Source organism: Streptomyces sp. L7, from assembly GCF_050990935.1.
Taxonomy (GTDB): Bacteria; Actinomycetota; Actinomycetes; order Actinomycetales; family Microbacteriaceae; genus Leifsonia.
In genome coordinates this window covers 4,136,435-4,151,676 of sequence record NZ_CP194644.1, presented here as the reverse complement: position 1 = coordinate 4,151,676, position 15,242 = coordinate 4,136,435, and the positions used below count along the sequence as shown (strand labels likewise).

General features: G+C 68.5%; 15 protein-coding genes, 1 tRNA gene and 1 pseudogene. 8 read left to right on the top strand and 9 right to left on the bottom strand.

Translation table 11 applies throughout. The features are described from left to right. Nucleotides 1-9: 9 nt before the first annotated feature. From ACR5MH_RS21040 to pstB, 5 genes are all read left to right on the top strand, one after another. A complete protein-coding gene (locus tag ACR5MH_RS21040) occupies nt 10-870 on the top strand; it encodes a L,D-transpeptidase (RefSeq protein WP_431348957.1) in 861 nt (286 codons plus the stop codon). 192 nt (nt 871-1,062) lie between these two features. Continuing rightward, nucleotides 1,063-2,130 (top strand): phosphate ABC transporter substrate-binding protein PstS, encoded by a 1,068-nt coding sequence (gene pstS / locus ACR5MH_RS21035; protein ID WP_433862121.1) that lies wholly within the window; start codon nt 1,063-1,065, stop codon nt 2,128-2,130. A gap of 93 nt (nt 2,131-2,223) precedes the next feature. Beyond that, on the top strand, nt 2,224-3,171 hold the full coding sequence (gene pstC, locus ACR5MH_RS21030; RefSeq protein ID WP_431348955.1) for a phosphate ABC transporter permease subunit PstC: 948 nt from the start codon (nt 2,224-2,226) through the stop codon (nt 3,169-3,171). Then, the gene (pstA, locus tag ACR5MH_RS21025) at nt 3,171-4,268 is read left to right on the top strand and encodes a phosphate ABC transporter permease PstA (RefSeq protein ID WP_431348954.1); all 1,098 of its coding nucleotides are present in this window, start codon (nt 3,171-3,173) and stop codon (nt 4,266-4,268) included. Before pstC ends, pstA begins: the two co-directional genes overlap by 1 nt. Before the next feature lie 47 nt (nt 4,269-4,315). Next, nucleotides 4,316-5,095, top strand: a complete 780-nt coding sequence (pstB, locus tag ACR5MH_RS21020; protein WP_431348953.1) for a phosphate ABC transporter ATP-binding protein PstB — start codon at nt 4,316-4,318, stop codon at nt 5,093-5,095. A gap of 91 nt (nt 5,096-5,186) precedes the next feature. On the opposite strand, the gene ACR5MH_RS21015 is transcribed toward pstB, so the two are convergent. The 4 genes and pseudogenes from ACR5MH_RS21015 to ACR5MH_RS21000 all read right to left on the bottom strand — a co-directional run bounded on the left by ACR5MH_RS21015 (nt 5,187) and on the right by ACR5MH_RS21000 (nt 7,372). Then, a complete protein-coding gene (locus tag ACR5MH_RS21015) occupies nt 5,187-5,966 on the bottom strand; it encodes an anti-sigma factor domain-containing protein (protein WP_431348952.1) in 780 nt (259 codons plus the stop codon). Next, nucleotides 5,963-6,522, bottom strand: a pseudogene (sigK, locus tag ACR5MH_RS21010) (ECF RNA polymerase sigma factor SigK). Before sigK ends, ACR5MH_RS21015 begins: the two are co-directional and overlap by 4 nt. Nucleotides 6,523-6,785: 263 nt before the next feature. Continuing rightward, complete coding sequence (locus tag ACR5MH_RS21005) at nt 6,786-7,028, bottom strand: hypothetical protein (RefSeq protein ID WP_433862120.1); 243 nt, start codon at nt 7,026-7,028, stop codon at nt 6,786-6,788. Then, nucleotides 7,025-7,372, bottom strand: coding sequence for a hypothetical protein (locus ACR5MH_RS21000; RefSeq protein ID WP_433862119.1), 348 nt, complete (start codon nt 7,370-7,372; stop codon nt 7,025-7,027). The genes ACR5MH_RS21005 and ACR5MH_RS21000 overlap by 4 nt, the downstream gene beginning before the upstream one ends. Before the next feature lie 98 nt (nt 7,373-7,470). On the opposite strand from ACR5MH_RS21000, the gene ACR5MH_RS20995 reads away from it, so the two are divergent. Further along, a tRNA-Lys gene (locus ACR5MH_RS20995) sits at nt 7,471-7,543 on the top strand. 380 nt (nt 7,544-7,923) lie between these two features. After that, nucleotides 7,924-8,478, top strand: coding sequence for a hypothetical protein (locus tag ACR5MH_RS20990; protein ID WP_431348950.1), 555 nt, complete (start codon nt 7,924-7,926; stop codon nt 8,476-8,478). An 85-nt stretch (nt 8,479-8,563) separates the two neighbouring features. Here ACR5MH_RS20990 and ACR5MH_RS20985 read toward each other — a convergent pair whose 3' ends face one another. From ACR5MH_RS20985 to ACR5MH_RS20965, 5 genes are all read right to left on the bottom strand, one after another. Beyond that, nucleotides 8,564-9,445 (bottom strand): hypothetical protein, encoded by an 882-nt coding sequence (locus tag ACR5MH_RS20985; protein ID WP_431348949.1) that lies wholly within the window; start codon nt 9,443-9,445, stop codon nt 8,564-8,566. 8 nt (nt 9,446-9,453) lie between these two features. Beyond that, entirely contained in the window at nt 9,454-10,107 is a 654-nt protein-coding gene (locus ACR5MH_RS20980) for a hypothetical protein (RefSeq protein ID WP_431348948.1), read from the bottom strand. 146 nt (nt 10,108-10,253) lie between these two features. Continuing rightward, a complete protein-coding gene (locus ACR5MH_RS20975; protein ID WP_431348947.1) occupies nt 10,254-10,730 on the bottom strand; it encodes a hypothetical protein in 477 nt (158 codons plus the stop codon). 200 nt (nt 10,731-10,930) lie between these two features. Beyond that, on the bottom strand, nt 10,931-12,166 hold the full coding sequence (locus ACR5MH_RS20970) for a hypothetical protein (RefSeq protein WP_433862118.1): 1,236 nt from the start codon (nt 12,164-12,166) through the stop codon (nt 10,931-10,933). Beyond that, entirely contained in the window at nt 12,163-12,759 is a 597-nt protein-coding gene (locus ACR5MH_RS20965; protein ID WP_431348945.1) for an RNA polymerase sigma factor, read from the bottom strand. The genes ACR5MH_RS20970 and ACR5MH_RS20965 overlap by 4 nt, the downstream gene beginning before the upstream one ends. A 753-nt stretch (nt 12,760-13,512) precedes the next feature. On the opposite strand from ACR5MH_RS20965, the gene ACR5MH_RS20960 reads away from it, so the two are divergent. Next, nucleotides 13,513-14,982 (top strand): fibronectin type III domain-containing protein, encoded by a 1,470-nt coding sequence (locus ACR5MH_RS20960; RefSeq protein ID WP_431348944.1) that lies wholly within the window; start codon nt 13,513-13,515, stop codon nt 14,980-14,982. Nucleotides 14,983-15,242: the final 260 nt, after the last annotated feature.

The following is a 15,242-nucleotide window of genomic DNA, read 5'->3' as shown; positions in this document are numbered from 1 at the left end:
GAGCAGCTGATGAATCGCCTTCCCCTCGCGGCCGCCGCCGCCCTCCTCGCCCTCGTCACCCTGTCGGCGTGCGCTCCCGGCGCGCCGACGGCGACCACCACCCCGGCCCCCTCGCAGGCACCCGCGGCCGCAGGCCCTGCGCTTCCGCCCGGGATGACACCGTCCGCGATCGCGGCGCTCCCTTCCGCGGAGTACGACGCCGTCATCCCCGGTCTCCTCGCCGCGCCGGCCGATCCCCGGTTCACCGCGGCGTCCACCGTCGCGTTCGACACCCCGGTCTACGGAGCAGACTTCACCACCGCCGTCGCACGTATCCCCGCCACGGACTTCCTCGGCAAGCCCACCGTCGTCGTCCCCGTCGCGACGAAGGGCGCCTGGTCGATGGTGCTGACGGCCAGCCGTCGGCTCCTTCCCTCGCAGGCCGTGGACGGCGCCGTGGCACCGGCCCAGACGGCGGCGTGGCTCCCCACCTCCGTGCTGAAGACGGCCGGCGCGCTCCCGCACCGCGTCGTCGTCTCGGTCTCCGCGCAGACGCTCTCGATCACAGACGCGGACGGCACGACGGAGCAGACCTTCCCCGTCGGCGTGGGGACCGCCGAGACCCCGACGCCGACCGGCACGACCGGTTACCTGCAGGCGCGCTACCTCGATCCCGCGCAGGGCCAGGCGGTCCACCGCATCCAGCTCACCTCGCTGCACGCGACCGCCGCGGACGAGCCGTACGGCGGCGCGGACGGCGGCCTCATCGGCATCCACTTCCAGGACGTCGCATCCGGAGCCGTCTCGCACGGATGCATCCGTTTGGGCGCCGACGCGATCGGCGCCGTCGACCGACTGCCGCTCGGAACGCCGGTCACCGTCCAGGACTGACCGCGCCCACCCGCCCACCAAGCTCATGCGCGCGCGTCAAGAGGCCACCGGTCGTTAACCTTCCGTTTACCACTGCGGGGGACTCTGGTCAGACACCGGGAATAGCGTCACACGCGGGTCGCACCGACCCCGTCCTGTTGTTACTGATCCCCGGAAGGGACAACTGTGAAACTGAAGCGTCTTGGCGTTCCCGTGGCACTTCTCGCCGCCGCCGCCATCTCCCTCACCGCCTGTGCGTCGAACGAGGGCAGCACCCCGGCGACCACCACGGCCAAGCCGTCGAACCTCTCCGGCACGCTGAACGGCATCGGCTCGTCCGCCCAGGGCGCGGCGCAGACCGTCTGGGCCGCCGGCTTCCAGCAGGCCAACCCGAAGGTCACCGTCAACTACGACCCGCAGGGCTCCGGCGCCGGCCGCAAGAGCTTCATCTCGGGCGCGGCGGACTTCGCCGGCTCCGACGCGGCACTCAAGACCGAGGAGCTCGCCGGCACGTTCGCGGGCTGCGCCCCGAGCGCCAAGGGCATCGACCTGCCGGTCTACATCTCCCCGATCGCCATCGCGTACAACGTCGACGGCGTGAAGGACCTCAAGCTCGACGCCGACACGATCGCCGGCATCTTCTCGGGCAAGATCACCACCTGGGACGACGCGAAGATCAAGGCTCAGAACTCGGGCGCAACCCTCCCGTCGGCCCCGATCACCGTCGTGCACCGCTCGGACGACTCGGGCACCACGCAGAACTTCACCGACTACCTTTCGGCGAACGCTCCCACCGTGTGGACCGCTCCTGCCTCGCAGACCTTCCCGTTCCAGGTCGGTGACGCCGCCAAGGGCACCTCGGGTGTCGCGGACGCCACCAAGAACGCGAAGAACTCGATCACCTACATCGACGAGTCGGGCTCGGCCGGCCTCTCGATCGCGCAGCTCAAGGTCGGCGACACCTACACCAAGATCAGCGCCGACGGTGCTGCCAAGGTCGTCGCCGCGTCGCCGATCGCCTCGGGTCGCACCACCAACGACCTCGCCATCCAGATCAACCGCAAGGACACCTCCAAGGGCGCTTGGCCGCTGGTCCTGGTCTCGTACGTGATCGCGTGCCAGCAGTACAAGGACGCCGCCAAGGCGGACCTCGTCAAGGGCTACGTCGACTACATCATCTCCAGCGACGCGCAGAAGGCCGCCGCGGACCAGGCCGGCTCGGCTCCGCTGTCGAGCGACCTGTCCTCCAAGGTCAGCAAGGCTGTCGCCAGCATCAAGTAACACCCCGGCCGCTCGGCCTGGACCGCACCCCGGTCCAGGCCGAGCGGCGCATCACACTCACCCCGCTGGGGACCCGATGAGAGAAAGCAAGGAATGACCGCCGGAACCGCAGGAGCCATCAGGCCGAAGGTGAAAGTCCGCCTCGGCGACCGCGTCTTCTCCACCTCGACCGTCGTGGCCGGGTCGCTGATCCTCGCCACCCTCGCCGCCGTGGCGCTTTTCCTCATCATCCAGAGCATCCCCGCCCTGAGCGCCGGCGCCGGCCAGCTTCCGAACAACGCCACCAACTTCTGGGCATGGGTCTGGCCACTGGTCTTCGGCACCATCTGGGCGGCGATCATCGCTCTCATCATCGCGACGCCGCTGTCGATCGGGATCGCTCTCTTCATCTCGCACTACGCGCCCCGCCGCGTGGCGCAGACGCTCGGCTACATCATCGACCTGCTCGCCGCCGTCCCCTCGGTCGTCTTCGGACTCTGGGGCATCGCGACGCTCTCCTCCTTCGTCCAGCCCTTCTACGCCTGGCTCGGCCAGTACTTCGGCTGGTTCCCGCTGTTCGCGCCGCCGGTCTCCGGCACCGGCCGCACCATCCTCACGGCCGCCATCGTGCTCGCCGTGATGGTCATCCCGATCATGACGGCGATCTGCCGCGAGATCTTCCTGCAGACCCCGCGCCTGCACGAGGAGGCCGCGCTCGCGCTCGGCGCGACCAAGTGGGAGATGGTCCGCATGGCGGTCCTCCCCTTCGCCCGCAGCGGCATCATCTCCGCCATCATGCTCGGCCTCGGCCGCGCTCTCGGCGAGACTCTGGCGATCGCGATGGTGCTCTCGCCGGCCCTCATCGTCAAGTTCGCCGTGCTGCAGGCGCAGAGCCCGAACACGATCGCGGCGAACATCGCGCTGCAGTTCCCGGAGGCCACCGGCGTCGGCGTCAACGCGCTCATCGCCTCCGGCCTCGTGCTGTTCGTCGTGACCCTGCTGATCAACATGCTCGCCCGTTACATCGTCAGCCGCCGCGCGGCCTTCTCTGGAGCGAACTGATGGCCGCCACCACGACCGCGACCGCGGCGCCCCGCCCGCTGACCAACTCCTACACCGCGGGCAAGCTTCCGCGCTGGACTCCCTGGGTGATGCTCGTCGGCTCCTGGGCCGTGCTCATCGCGGTCTTCGCGATGCTCGCCGCCAGCGGCGCCACCAAGGGCTTCAACATCGTGGGCGCGGTGTTCTTCGGAACGGTTCTGTTCGATGTGGCGATCTACACGACATCGCTGCTGGTCGAGGGCAAACGCAAGGCCAAGGACCGGCTGGTCACCTCGCTGGTCGCGACCGCGTTCATCATCGCGCTGCTGCCGCTCATCTCCCTCGGCTGGACCGTCGTCGCCCAGGGCCTGGCCCGCTTCGACGTCACGTTCTTCTCGGAGTCGATGCGCAACATCGTCGGCGAGGGCGGCGGCGCGCTGCACGCGATCGTCGGCACGCTGGAGATCACGCTCATGGCGGCGATCATCTCGGTGCCGATCGGCCTCCTGACCTCGATCTACCTGGTGGAGTACGGCCGAGGCGTCCTCGCCCGCGGCATCACCTTCTTCGTCGACGTCATGACCGGCATCCCCTCGATCGTCGCCGGCCTGTTCGCGTACGCACTGTTCGCGCTCTTCTTCGGCCCGGCCATCCGCAACGGCTTCATGGGGGCGGTGGCGCTGTCGGTGCTGATGATCCCGGTCGTCGTGCGCTCGAGCGAAGAGATCCTGCGGATCGTCCCCAACGAGCTGCGGGAGGCCTCCCTCGCCCTCGGCGTACCGAAGTGGCTGACCGTGGTGAAGGTCGTGCTGCCGACGTCGCTGGCAGGTCTCGTCACCGGTGTCATGCTGGCCATCGCCCGCGTCATCGGCGAGACCGCTCCGCTGCTCATCGTGGCGGGCTTCACCACGAGCATGAACTACGACCTTTTCAACGACCGCATGATGACGCTGCCGGTGTTCGTGTACACGCAGTACACGCAGGCGGCCGGCCTGCACGCGCAGGCCTCCATCGACCGCGCCTGGACCGGTGCGCTCGCGCTGATCATCATCGTCATGCTCCTGAACCTCATCGGCCGGATCGTCGCGAAGGCCTTCGCTCCCAAGTACGGCCGCTGACCGCGGACGCCACAGCTTCTACCCGAAGAACGCAGACAAGGAAAAACGTGTCCAAGCGCATCGAAGTCAACGACCTCAACGTGTACTACAGCAAGTTCCTCGCCGTGGAGGGCGTGTCGCTCACCATCGAGCCGCGGACGGTGACCGCGTTCATCGGCCCGTCGGGCTGCGGCAAGTCGACCTTCCTCCGCACGCTGAACCGGATGCACGAGGTCATTCCCGGGGCGTACGTCGACGGCGAGGTGCTGATCGACGGCAACAACCTGTACGGCGCTGGCGTCGACCCGGTGCTCGTGCGCCGCCAGGTGGGCATGGTGTTCCAGCGCCCCAACCCGTTCCCGACCATGAGCATCCGCGACAACGTGCTCGCCGGCGTCAAGCTCAACAACCGCCGGATGTCGAAGAGCGAGTCCGACGACCTGGTGGAGAGGTCGCTGCAGGGCGCGAACCTCTGGAACGAGGTCAAGGACCGCCTCAACCTCCCGGGCTCCGGCCTGTCGGGCGGCCAGCAGCAGCGCCTCTGCATCGCGCGCGCCATCGCGGTCTCCCCCGACGTGCTTCTGATGGACGAGCCGTGCTCGGCCCTCGACCCGATCTCCACCCTCGCGATCGAGGACCTGATCGAGGAGCTCAAGAACGAGTACACGATCGTGATCGTGACCCACAACATGCAGCAGGCCTCGCGCGTCTCCGACCGCACCGCGTTCTTCAACATCGCGGGCACCGGCAAGCCGGGCAAGCTCATCGAGTACAACGACACCAACATGATCTTCTCGAACCCGACCCAGCAGGCCACCGAGGACTACGTCTCCGGCCGGTTCGGTTGATCCGCCGAGCGGCATGAGCGAGGCCCACGGGATTGCCCGTGGGCCTCGCTGCGTTTCGCCCGGTGTTCTCGCCCGGTGTTCGGGGACCGGGTCAGGAGGCGATCGCGACGATCGGTTTCGTCGTCGGCTGTTTGGAGCCGCCGCTCGGCTCGACGGTCATACCGATGGTGTCGCCGGGCGTCATCGTGCCGCTGAGGACCCGCCAGGTCGCGACGTGGCCGGTCGAGTCCATCGTGCCGGCCGGGGTCGCGGCTCCGCCCCGGATGTACCAGAGCTCGTAGGTCTTGTCGCCGGCGAGCTCCGGGAGGTCGGTGGCGACCAGCGCGGACTGGCCGAGCCGGGCCGACCAGACGAGCGTCGCCGTGCCTCCGCCGCTGATCGGGGCGGTGCTGCGTTGCGTGTCCGGGGCGGCGTTGAGAGCGGCCAGGGCGGCGGACTGCTGCTGCTGGTAGGAGTCGTTGCCGGCGAGGCTCACGCCGGCGAAGGCGCCGGCGATGAACAGGACGACAGCCGCTGCGGCGGACGCGAGGACGGCGCCGGGACGCTGGAACCAGCGGCGGGCTGCGCGGCGCTCGGCGGGGGTGGGGGCCGGCGTGCTCGACGGCGCCTCCGGTGCGGCCTGCTCGGGCGCTGCCTGCACGGGCGCCGCCTGCTCGGGCGCTGCCTGGTCTGGCGTGGGGGCGAGCTGCGGCGTCTCGGCGATCCGCGCGAACAGCGCGGCCTTCAGCGCCGACGGCGGCTCGACGGGGTCGGCTGCGAGGGCGAGCTGGGCGGCGACGTCCTCGAAGTCCTGCGCCTCCCGGTCGTCGTCCGCACCGAGGCGGGCCCCGAGGCGCGTGTGGTCCGCGGTCTCGCGGTTCTCGTCGGTCATCGAGTCACCCCCAGTTCGTCGCGCAGGCGTATCATCGCATCCCGCAACCGGGTTTTGGCTGTGCCGAGGGGATGCCGAGCTCGGCCGCGAGCTCGCTCTGGGTGAGCCCGCCGTAGTACGCGAGCGCGACGGCCTGGCGCTGCGCCTCGCTCAGCTTCGCCATCGCCACCTCCACTCGCTCGTGTTCCACCCGCACCTCCACGGTCTCCGCCACCACGTCGAACGCCGTCGGCAGGTCGCGGATGCCCACCGCGGTGTCCCGGTCGTGCGAGGCCTGAGACGCGCGGATGCGGTCGATCGCCCTCCTGTGAGCCATCGTCAGGATCCAGGTGAGCGCTCTGCCTTTATTCGGATCGAAGCGCGCAGCGGATTGCCACGCTTCCAGGAAGACTTCCTGAGCGACCTCCTCGGACTGCGCCGCGTCGATCAGGAGGCGCCGGATCAGGCCGAGCACGCGGGGCGCCGTGCGGTCGTAGAAGTCCGAGAACGCGCGCTGGTCACCCTGCGCGGTGCGCAAAAGGAGGCCGTCGAGTTCGGCCGCCGGGGCGTCGTCCACCTTGTTGTTCTCCGCTCGTCACCGGCCGATTCGTCCTCGACAGTAGACCACGCCTGCGGCGAGCGCGCCCGCAACAGGCGGAAAGGCATGAAAGAGCCGGACCGCAGAACGCCTCTCGGCGCGAGGCCGCTCGAAGCGGCAAGTATTGGAGCCCGGGGTTACTGCGGTCCGGCTTCGTCAAGCATACAGGAGGCCGCAGCGGCCTTCACGGCGTGGCGTTCGCAGGGAGAGAACGCCCGGCGGGAATACCGGTCCCCATCGGCTCAGTCGAGCGAGTCCGTGCGCCACAGCCGGGCGCTGGTGGTCAGCTCCTCGGCGGTGCGGGTGAACCGCAGGGCGCGCGTGGTCAGCTCGCTGGCCCGTTCGGGGTCGAGCGCCTCCCGATCGTCGGCCACCGAGACGCATCCCGCCGCCGTCACCCGGCAGAACGCGGCGGCCCGATCGAGCGCGACCGCGAAGTCACCCTCGAAGACCCCACGGAGGATGCGGTCGGCGAGCTCGGTCACCTCCCCGGGCCGGCGGGCGTTGGCGCACCCGCGACGACGGGGTCGATGGAGGCGATGACCTCCGTGCCCCGCTGATACAGCAGCGCGGTGCCCTCGGCGTCCTGCCGGATCAGCAGCCGCAGCAGGTAGATCCGCCACAGGGCGCCCGGAAGGCTCTTCGGATTGGATCGTGCCCACAGTTCGGCGATCGCATCGATGCCGTGCTCGTCGGTGTACGCGACCAGACGGTCCACGATCTCCGGATCGGGATCCTCACGGACGCGCGCGAGGAGGGCCTGTGCGGTCTCGTGGGCGACTTTGCTGATGTGCGCGGGATCGTCCCCACCGAGAAACGCTTCGAACATCCCCCGGGAAACAGCGTGGGCTTGTGATAGCGATCCGGCATCCCCCCATTCTGCCCCGGCACGGGAAGGTACGGAATCCACGCTAGATTAGAGGACGAGGGCCTCTAGCTCAGTCGGTAGAGCATCGGACTTTTAATCCGCGGGTCGTGGGTTCGAGCCCCACGGGGCCCACTCGGTGAATCACAGGGATCCAAGCCCATCGGCGGCCGAATCGGAAGCCGCCGGTGCTTCTCGCAGGACGTGCCATCGTCGAGAGGCGCAAGGCAAGCCGCGGTCGATAGTGCCTCCGTGGATCATCGCCGTCGCTTGCATTGGCATGATCGTCGGCGGCGCAGCACTGATGCACGGGTAGCTCCGCCCGCTCAGCTTCAGGTCTCGATCCCGAATCCTGCCCCCTTGACTCGGTCTCTCAGCACGCGAGCCTGCCTTGGACGGGGCGACCCACCAAACCCCTCGCATGGGGGACATTGCCCCAATCCGATTCGCGGAGGCCTCCGGACCACTCTTGACGGCCGGAACCATTCCGGTCGCACAACGCAAGGGAGTTCGGAATGAACAACGTCACCAAGCGCGTCGGGATCCTGGGCGGAGCGGCTGTGGTCGCCTCCGGTCTGATCGTGGGAGGTCTCGCCCTTCCGGCGAACGCGGAGACGAGCAACAACACCGACACCGCACCCACCACGACAACTGCCGTGGCGCCGCACACGCTCGACTACCTGAGCGTGTCGGACATCCTTCACAGCATCTCCGCTCCCGTGATGGTCGGTCCTGTGGTGCAGGGCCCCGTCGCGAGCGGCATCGCCAGCGGCAATACTGTGGGCCCGGTCGCGAGCGGCGACCCGGTCGCCAGCGGCAACCAGGCCAACGGCAACTCGGTCGGCAGCAACGACTCGACCCCGGTCGCCAGCGGCAACACCACCCCGGTCGCGTCCGGCAACCAGACCTCGGCCGCCAACGGCACGGGAGTCTCGGCGCCTGTCGGCTCCGGCAACACCACCGGCACGTCGCTGAGCAACCTCGGCGCGTCGGTGACCGACTCGGTCAACAGTGCGGTCAGCGACGCCCTCAAGGGTCTCAACGGCACCAGCGGCATGCTGGGACGCTGACCCGGATCAAGCCGGCACGTAAGGGGAGCCCCGGTGTCCGGACCGATTTGGTCCGGGCGCCCGGGGCTCCCTCTGGTTGCGCGGCTCAGGCCTTCCGGGCTCGGGACGCCGCGCCGGTCCTGGGCACGATGATCACGGCCAGGACGACCGCAGCGATCTCGGCCAGCAGGTCGATCGCGCCCTTCGCATCCACCGGTTCGCCCCTGCCGATCGTCAGACCGACGGTGTCCTCGGCGTGTCCGGCCTGCAGCGGGAGACCCACTAGGACCGCGTAGGCGTAGATGCCGATCAGCGCGACGTTCACGACAACAGTCCCGTACAGCACGAGCCAGTGCAGCCGCTCGGGCAGGAACAGGATGCCGCCGGCCAGGGCGAGCTGGGCAATTCCGGCGAGCAGGAATCCTGTTCCGAGCAGCACCGAGCCATCGAGGTGCTCCGGCGTGAGGAGCAGGTGGATGGTTCCCGCCACGATGAGCGAGACGGTGAGCATCGCCCGAACGCCGACGTGGAGACCGATCCGTCCCACAGCGGCAGGCGTGCTGATCGCTGTGACCAGCAGCGCAGCACCCGCGAGGGCGAATACGGAGGATCCGACGCCGGGGACCGGCGCGGTGAGGGCACCGGCCGGTCCGGGGGCCGCCGCGTACGACGCGATCCGCAGCGCGCTGTAGAGGCTGTCCACGATCACCAGGGCTGCCCCGAGGATCGCGACCGGCCGCAGCACACGCGCGCCCCCGTGCCGCGCCATGACCACGAGCAGGGCGACCACGACCAGCGTGACGCCGCCCAGGAGTCCGCCGTCGAGCGCGAACCCGCGCACGACGGTGAGCCCGTGGAACAGGACCAGCCACGGCAGAGCGCCGCCCGCCACCATGAGCGCGAGCGCCAGACCGCCGGACGCGAGCGCGATCGCCTCTCGCGGGACGGTGACTCTCCAGGGTCGAGTCTCAGCGACGTGGATGGACATGGTGCCCTCTAGCGCTGGCCGATGACGTTGAAGAACAGGTAGAGGTTGGTCGGGATCGGGCCGAGCACACCGCTCGACGGATCGGCGATCAGGCTGTTCATCACCGTTTCGGACTTGCCCGCAGCGAGCTTCGCCCACGCGGTCTGGTTGGTCACCGCGACCACCTTGACGTCCCACCAGCCGCCGGCAGGACCATCGAGGATGTGGCTGTGCGCGGGCAACGCCACGTCGGCGACGGCGTCCGGGGATGCGCCCAGCGCGCCGGCGATCCGCGACAGGTCGATGTTCAGCGGGTGGTTCGGGCACGACGCGACGGCGCACATCGGAGCGGGAACGGGGTTGCTGAACAGTGGGACGAGAACGTACAGCGTCGACCTGTCGGCGTTCGCGACCGGGCCGTGGTTCGCAGCAGTCCCGACCTCGCACGCGCTCGACGCGCTGGAGGCCACGCTCGTATCGCAGAAGAAATTCTGCGCATACTGCACGGTCACAGTCTCGCCGTTCGTCCACGCCGGGGTCCTGGCCGAGGACACCGGCTGCACGGCCGAGCCTCCTGCGGCGAAGGCGGCGGTGGCGATCGACAGCGACGCCACGACTGTGCCGATCACCAATGAACCAATCAAACCGGCGCGTCGTCTGCTGCCGGTGTTCGTGATGTTCACGATCTCTCCTTTCAGACCACGGCCTTCAAAGGATGCAAAACGGTCGTCGGCGCAGTGGCGGGCGACCGTGGACTCGACACTGAACTCGGCGCTGGCTATTCGAAACCGCAGCCCCGTTCGGATTGGGCAATCGCCGGATGAGTGAGTCAGTCGGATACGCGATTGGGGCATTCCTCCGGCGGGGGCGAATCCTCGAAGTAGCCCGGATACTGCCGATTCAACTCGCTGTGCCACCTGGCGCGATCGTCGTCATTCGGGCGGGGCGGCCACGCGCCATCAATGTAAGCGACGATCAACTTTCCCGCGTCGGGACCGTAGTAGTACTCAAACACTCCGTGGGCCAACTTAGGCAGCAGGCTGTGGAACAGTTCCGTTGCGACAGACGATACGTGGTCCAACTCTGCGAGTGTCGCGGTCATCTGGGGCGCCGACACAGAGCGAGCGTCTTCGACACGGTTCGTGCGCTGACCATGCTGAACCCAGTCGCCGTCGACGGCGCGCGCGAAATAGACCCGGTGCACGATAGCCCCGCGGCGATCTAGTACGTTCAGCACTCCGGTCAGCCACGCGTCGATCTCTTCGACCGAGGTGCGCGCCCACGGCGGAACACCTCGTTCCTGCAAGGCCCCCTGATGTGACCGGACACTGGCCCTGGATCAACCTCAGCGGTTCCATCAACGACGCTGGAGGGCGGACGGTATTCGGCAGGTTCGAGGGTGAGCCAAGCGTGAATCTGGAGCTGCGCAGGAGTAGCGTCCGCGAAGGTCGCCGTCGCTGGAGGCGTCACTGTCAGGTCCCGCGACCGTGGTCGTCGGGATCTGAGCTATCCGACCCACCCGCTGGCGATGACCTTCGACGCCGCCGCGACCAGGGCCTTCGGGTCGTTGACGCCGTAGGCGGAGATCTGGATCCAGGTGCCGCCGGTCAGCACGTCGACCGTGGTGCGTGTGGAGTCGACGGTGGGCTCAGTGATCGCGGTCGCCGTACCGGGGAGGCCGGACACGTCGAGGGCCGTGCCGTCGGGGTGATCGTTCGCTTGACGGAATTGGGCGAACAGTGCGGGGTCGACGTTGTCGAGCACGGACACCCAGAGGTTCCAGCCATGCGGGTCACCCTTCGCCGCGAACGGGCACATCGTCACCTGACCGGAGGCGAGCTGGGCCCGGACGAGGTTGAATTCGCTCTGGCCAGCGGTGTCGCGCTGCGCGGCTCCCAGCCCGGCGGACAGGGCGTCGAGCACGCGCGTATCCGCGCAGTCGCGCACAGCGTGCGGCACGACGGGGGTCGGCGCCGGGAGGGCGGCGTACCGCGTGACGATGCCCTGGACGAAATCGTGGAACGACTGATCGGTGAACGAGGACCGCCCGTCGCTCTGTGCCTGGACGTGCAGCCACGCGCCGCCGACGAGAACCTCCGTCGAGCACAGTCCGCCGCTGCACGAGCCTGCGAGGGATGTGCCGCCGTCGTACGGACTGCCGGGGGGCGGGTTGTTCGCCGACGCCAGCGCCGCCCACTGGTCGGCGAGCCCCGGTACGACTTCCAGGACAACCTGAGGCGCGCTCTGGTTCGAGACCGTGAGTGTTGCAAGGCCACCCCACCCGCACACGGTGCCGTTCGCGTTCCGGATGCTCCAGGGCGGCGCGCCCGCGGTAACCGCCTGCAGGTGCCGGAGCGGCTGCAGCGCGCCCGTCCCGCCGACAAGAGCGGCGACGGCGTCGGGAGTCGCAAGCGCGTCGCAGGAGACTGGGCCGCTGTTCGCCGCGACCATCGCCGTGGGCGTCGATGTCGGGGTCGGGGTCGGAGCGGGGGTCGACGGCGCTGCGGCGGTGGATGTTGTGACGGAAGGCGCGGGGGGCTCTACGAAGGGGAGGCGCCCGGTCAGCGCGAGCGCGGCGCCGCCAGTCGAGATGAGGACGGCGGTGACGATCAGGGAGACGAACAAGGTGATGCGGTGCGACCGTTTCGGGTCCGGTCGCTGAGCGACGTGCTCGATCAGCATCTTCTTGATCGCGTCGACCCGTTCGCGGTCGAATGGCGACAGGTCGTTGGAGTCGTTCATCGTGCACCTCCGGAGATCGAAGTCGAGTCTTCGAGGTCGGCTGTCAGGTTCGCCAGCTTGGTCTTCGCGCGGGAAAGCCGGGACTTGACCGTCCCGGCCGGGATGCCGAGCACAGAGGCGGCGTCAGCGTTCGTCATTCCCTGGATGACGCACAGCGACACCACGTCCTGCTCCCTCGCCGACAACCGCGCGAAGGCCGCCCGGACGGCCGCGCGCTGGGGCTCCGCGTCGATGCGGTCGTTCACCGCCGGCGCGAAGTCGTCATGATGCCCGGCAGCGGGGACACTCTGCATCGCCCGGCGGTGGCGGTGGCGCGCGCGAGAGAAATTGCGCGCCACGTAGTTGGTGGTGACGAGAAGCCACGGCAACACGGAGCCATCGACAATACGAACGGTGTCCTTCTTGCGCCACGCCTCGAGGAAGACGAGGGCCGCGATGTCCTCAGCGTCGTGAAACGAGCCAACCGACCGCATAGCGTGCCAGAGCACCCGGTCGCGGTGCGCCTCGAAGAACGCACCGAAGGCGGCGGGATCCCCAGAACGCGCACGCGCCCACTCATCGGCATCATCCGCGCCGAAAACCGAAGACGTCATACCCCATCATGTCCGAACGCACGAAAACGGTTCCAAATCCACTTCGCGCGCATGGATGCTCACTCTCAGACGCGACCGCATGGGTTCGGCGGCCACGGCAGAAAAGACTGCGCGAGCCTCAATGAGCTGATCAGCGCCAGTGCCGTTCGTGTTTCGAGCGTTGCAGATTGCACGCCTGCGCCATGTGGTGGCCGGCCTCCATGAGGGGTGTCCTGATGCAGCGATGCCCTACGACAGCGCATCCTTGGGAAGCCTGTGTCAGGTCTCAGGACATCTCTGACAGTTGTGGATCGATAGATCTCTGACGTTCAGGGGTGTTTGGTCCTGACACTTCTAGGATTCCTCCGTGCCCGCCGAGGCAGCGTCGACGCTCCGGCTTCCGCCACCGCGTCGACCCGGTCATTTGCCCCGCCGAGTTCAGAAGCAGACGTGTTCCACTTGGATGCACAGGTCGTCGGCGCCATCGCGCTTCGCGGGCCCGCGATGGTGCGCCCTCGCTGTCGACCCCCGGTTCGTGGAAAGAGGTCGCGTGCGCTCTGTTTTGGGGGCAGATGATGGCCCTCGCTACGGCTAGGGTATGAGATCGAGCGATTTCCGCCTGAGGGCGTTCGCGGTCCAGGACGATTCCGCTGTGCTGGCGTTGAGGAAGGTCACGTATTGAGCGCGCCGCACGGTACAGGTGGGAGTATTCAGGTTCGGTCGGTTGGCTGGCAGCGGACACGCGGGTCCGTCCACCGGGCGTGGCGGGTGCGGGTGTCGGCGCTGGTCGGCGCGGTCGCCCTGGCCGCCCCGCTGGCTGTGCTCGGTGGCGCGGTGTCGGCCTCGGCCACGACCAGCTATGTGGTGAGCGCCACCGTGTCTGTGGGCAACGCCCCGACCGGGGTGGCGGTGAATGCGACCACCGACACCATCTACGTGCCCAACTCCAGCGACAACACGGTGTCGGTCATCGACGGGGCCACCAACACGGTCACCGCCACGGTGCCCGTCGGCGGGAGCCCGACAGAGGCCGCGGTGAATGCAACCACGAACACCGTGTACGTGCCCAACTCCAGCGACAACACGGTGTCGGTGATCAGCGGGGTCACCAATACGGTGGTCGCCACTGTGCCCGTGGGAAGCAGCCCGTACGGGGTGGCGGTGAATGCGACCACGAACACCGTGTACGTCACCAATCAGAACGCCGATACGTTGTCGGTGATCAACGGGGTCACCGATACGGTGACCGCCACCATCCCTGTCGGAGGTGCCCCGTACGGGGTGGCGGTGAATCCGATCACGAACACCGTGTACGTGGTCAACTCTGGGGGCCTCACGGTGTCGGTGATCAACGGCGCCACCAACACGGTGACCGCCACCGTGCCCGTCACCGGGACCTCATACGAGGTGGCGGTGAATGCGATCACGAACACCGTGTATGTATCCAACTATGCTGCCGGCATGGTGACCGTGCTCGATGGGGCAACCAATACGGTGACGACCACCGTGTTCACCGGCGGCGGCGGCAGCACCTATGGGGTGGCCGTGAATGCGACGACGAACACCGTCTACGTGACTAACCAAGGCGACTTCAACGTGTGGGTGATCGATGGTGCGACCAACACGGTGACCTCCGAAGTGCCCGTCATCGGCGGGAACACCGATGCGGTGGCGGTGAATGCGACAACGAACACCGTGTACGTGACCCGCTACCCCGGCAACACGGTGTCGGTACTCACCCCGGCAACGGCGCCGGGTGCGCCGACGGGAGTTTCGGCCACCGCCGGTAACGGGCAGGCGTCCGTCGCGTTCTCGCCTCCGGCCAGTGACGGCGGCTCGGCCATCACCGGTTACACAGTCACCGCCACCGACACGACCACGCCGGGCAACGGTGGACAAACCGCGACCGGCGCAGGTTCTCCACTCACCGTGACTGGCCTCACCAACGGGGACACGTACACGTTCACGGTGACCGCGAGGAACGCCGTCGGTTCCGGCGCGCCCTCCCCGGCGTCCAACGCCGTCACCCCGACAGCGCCGACGGCAAGCACGGTGCCGACGCCGGCACTCCCGGCACCCTCACCGGCGGCCCCAGTATCTTCCGCGGCGACGACTATGTTGGCCGCGACCGGTTCGGATCAGGCGCTCCCAGCGGGACTGGCCGGGCTTCTGCTGGCCGCCGGCTTCGCCGTACTCGGCGTCGCACGGTTGCGCAGCCGTTCAGAGAAGCAGCACATCCGCTGAGCCTGCGACGCTCACGCTCTGCGAGTTCGGAGGAAGTCGGCCTCAAGCCGGATCGAGGATGACGTCCACGCGGATGGTGGGTTGCCGCCGCCTGCACATGCCCGTCGCAGGCCGCGATCGTGGCCGGTTCACTCGGCCCTGCAGTCGGTGGCCTGTCGAGAGCGCGCACTCCGGGCGGAGGCGTGGCGTCGGCGATCCACGCACGCGAGAGGACCAGTGCGGCGGGATCGTCCGGGGCGCCCCGCGGACGGACCCCACTG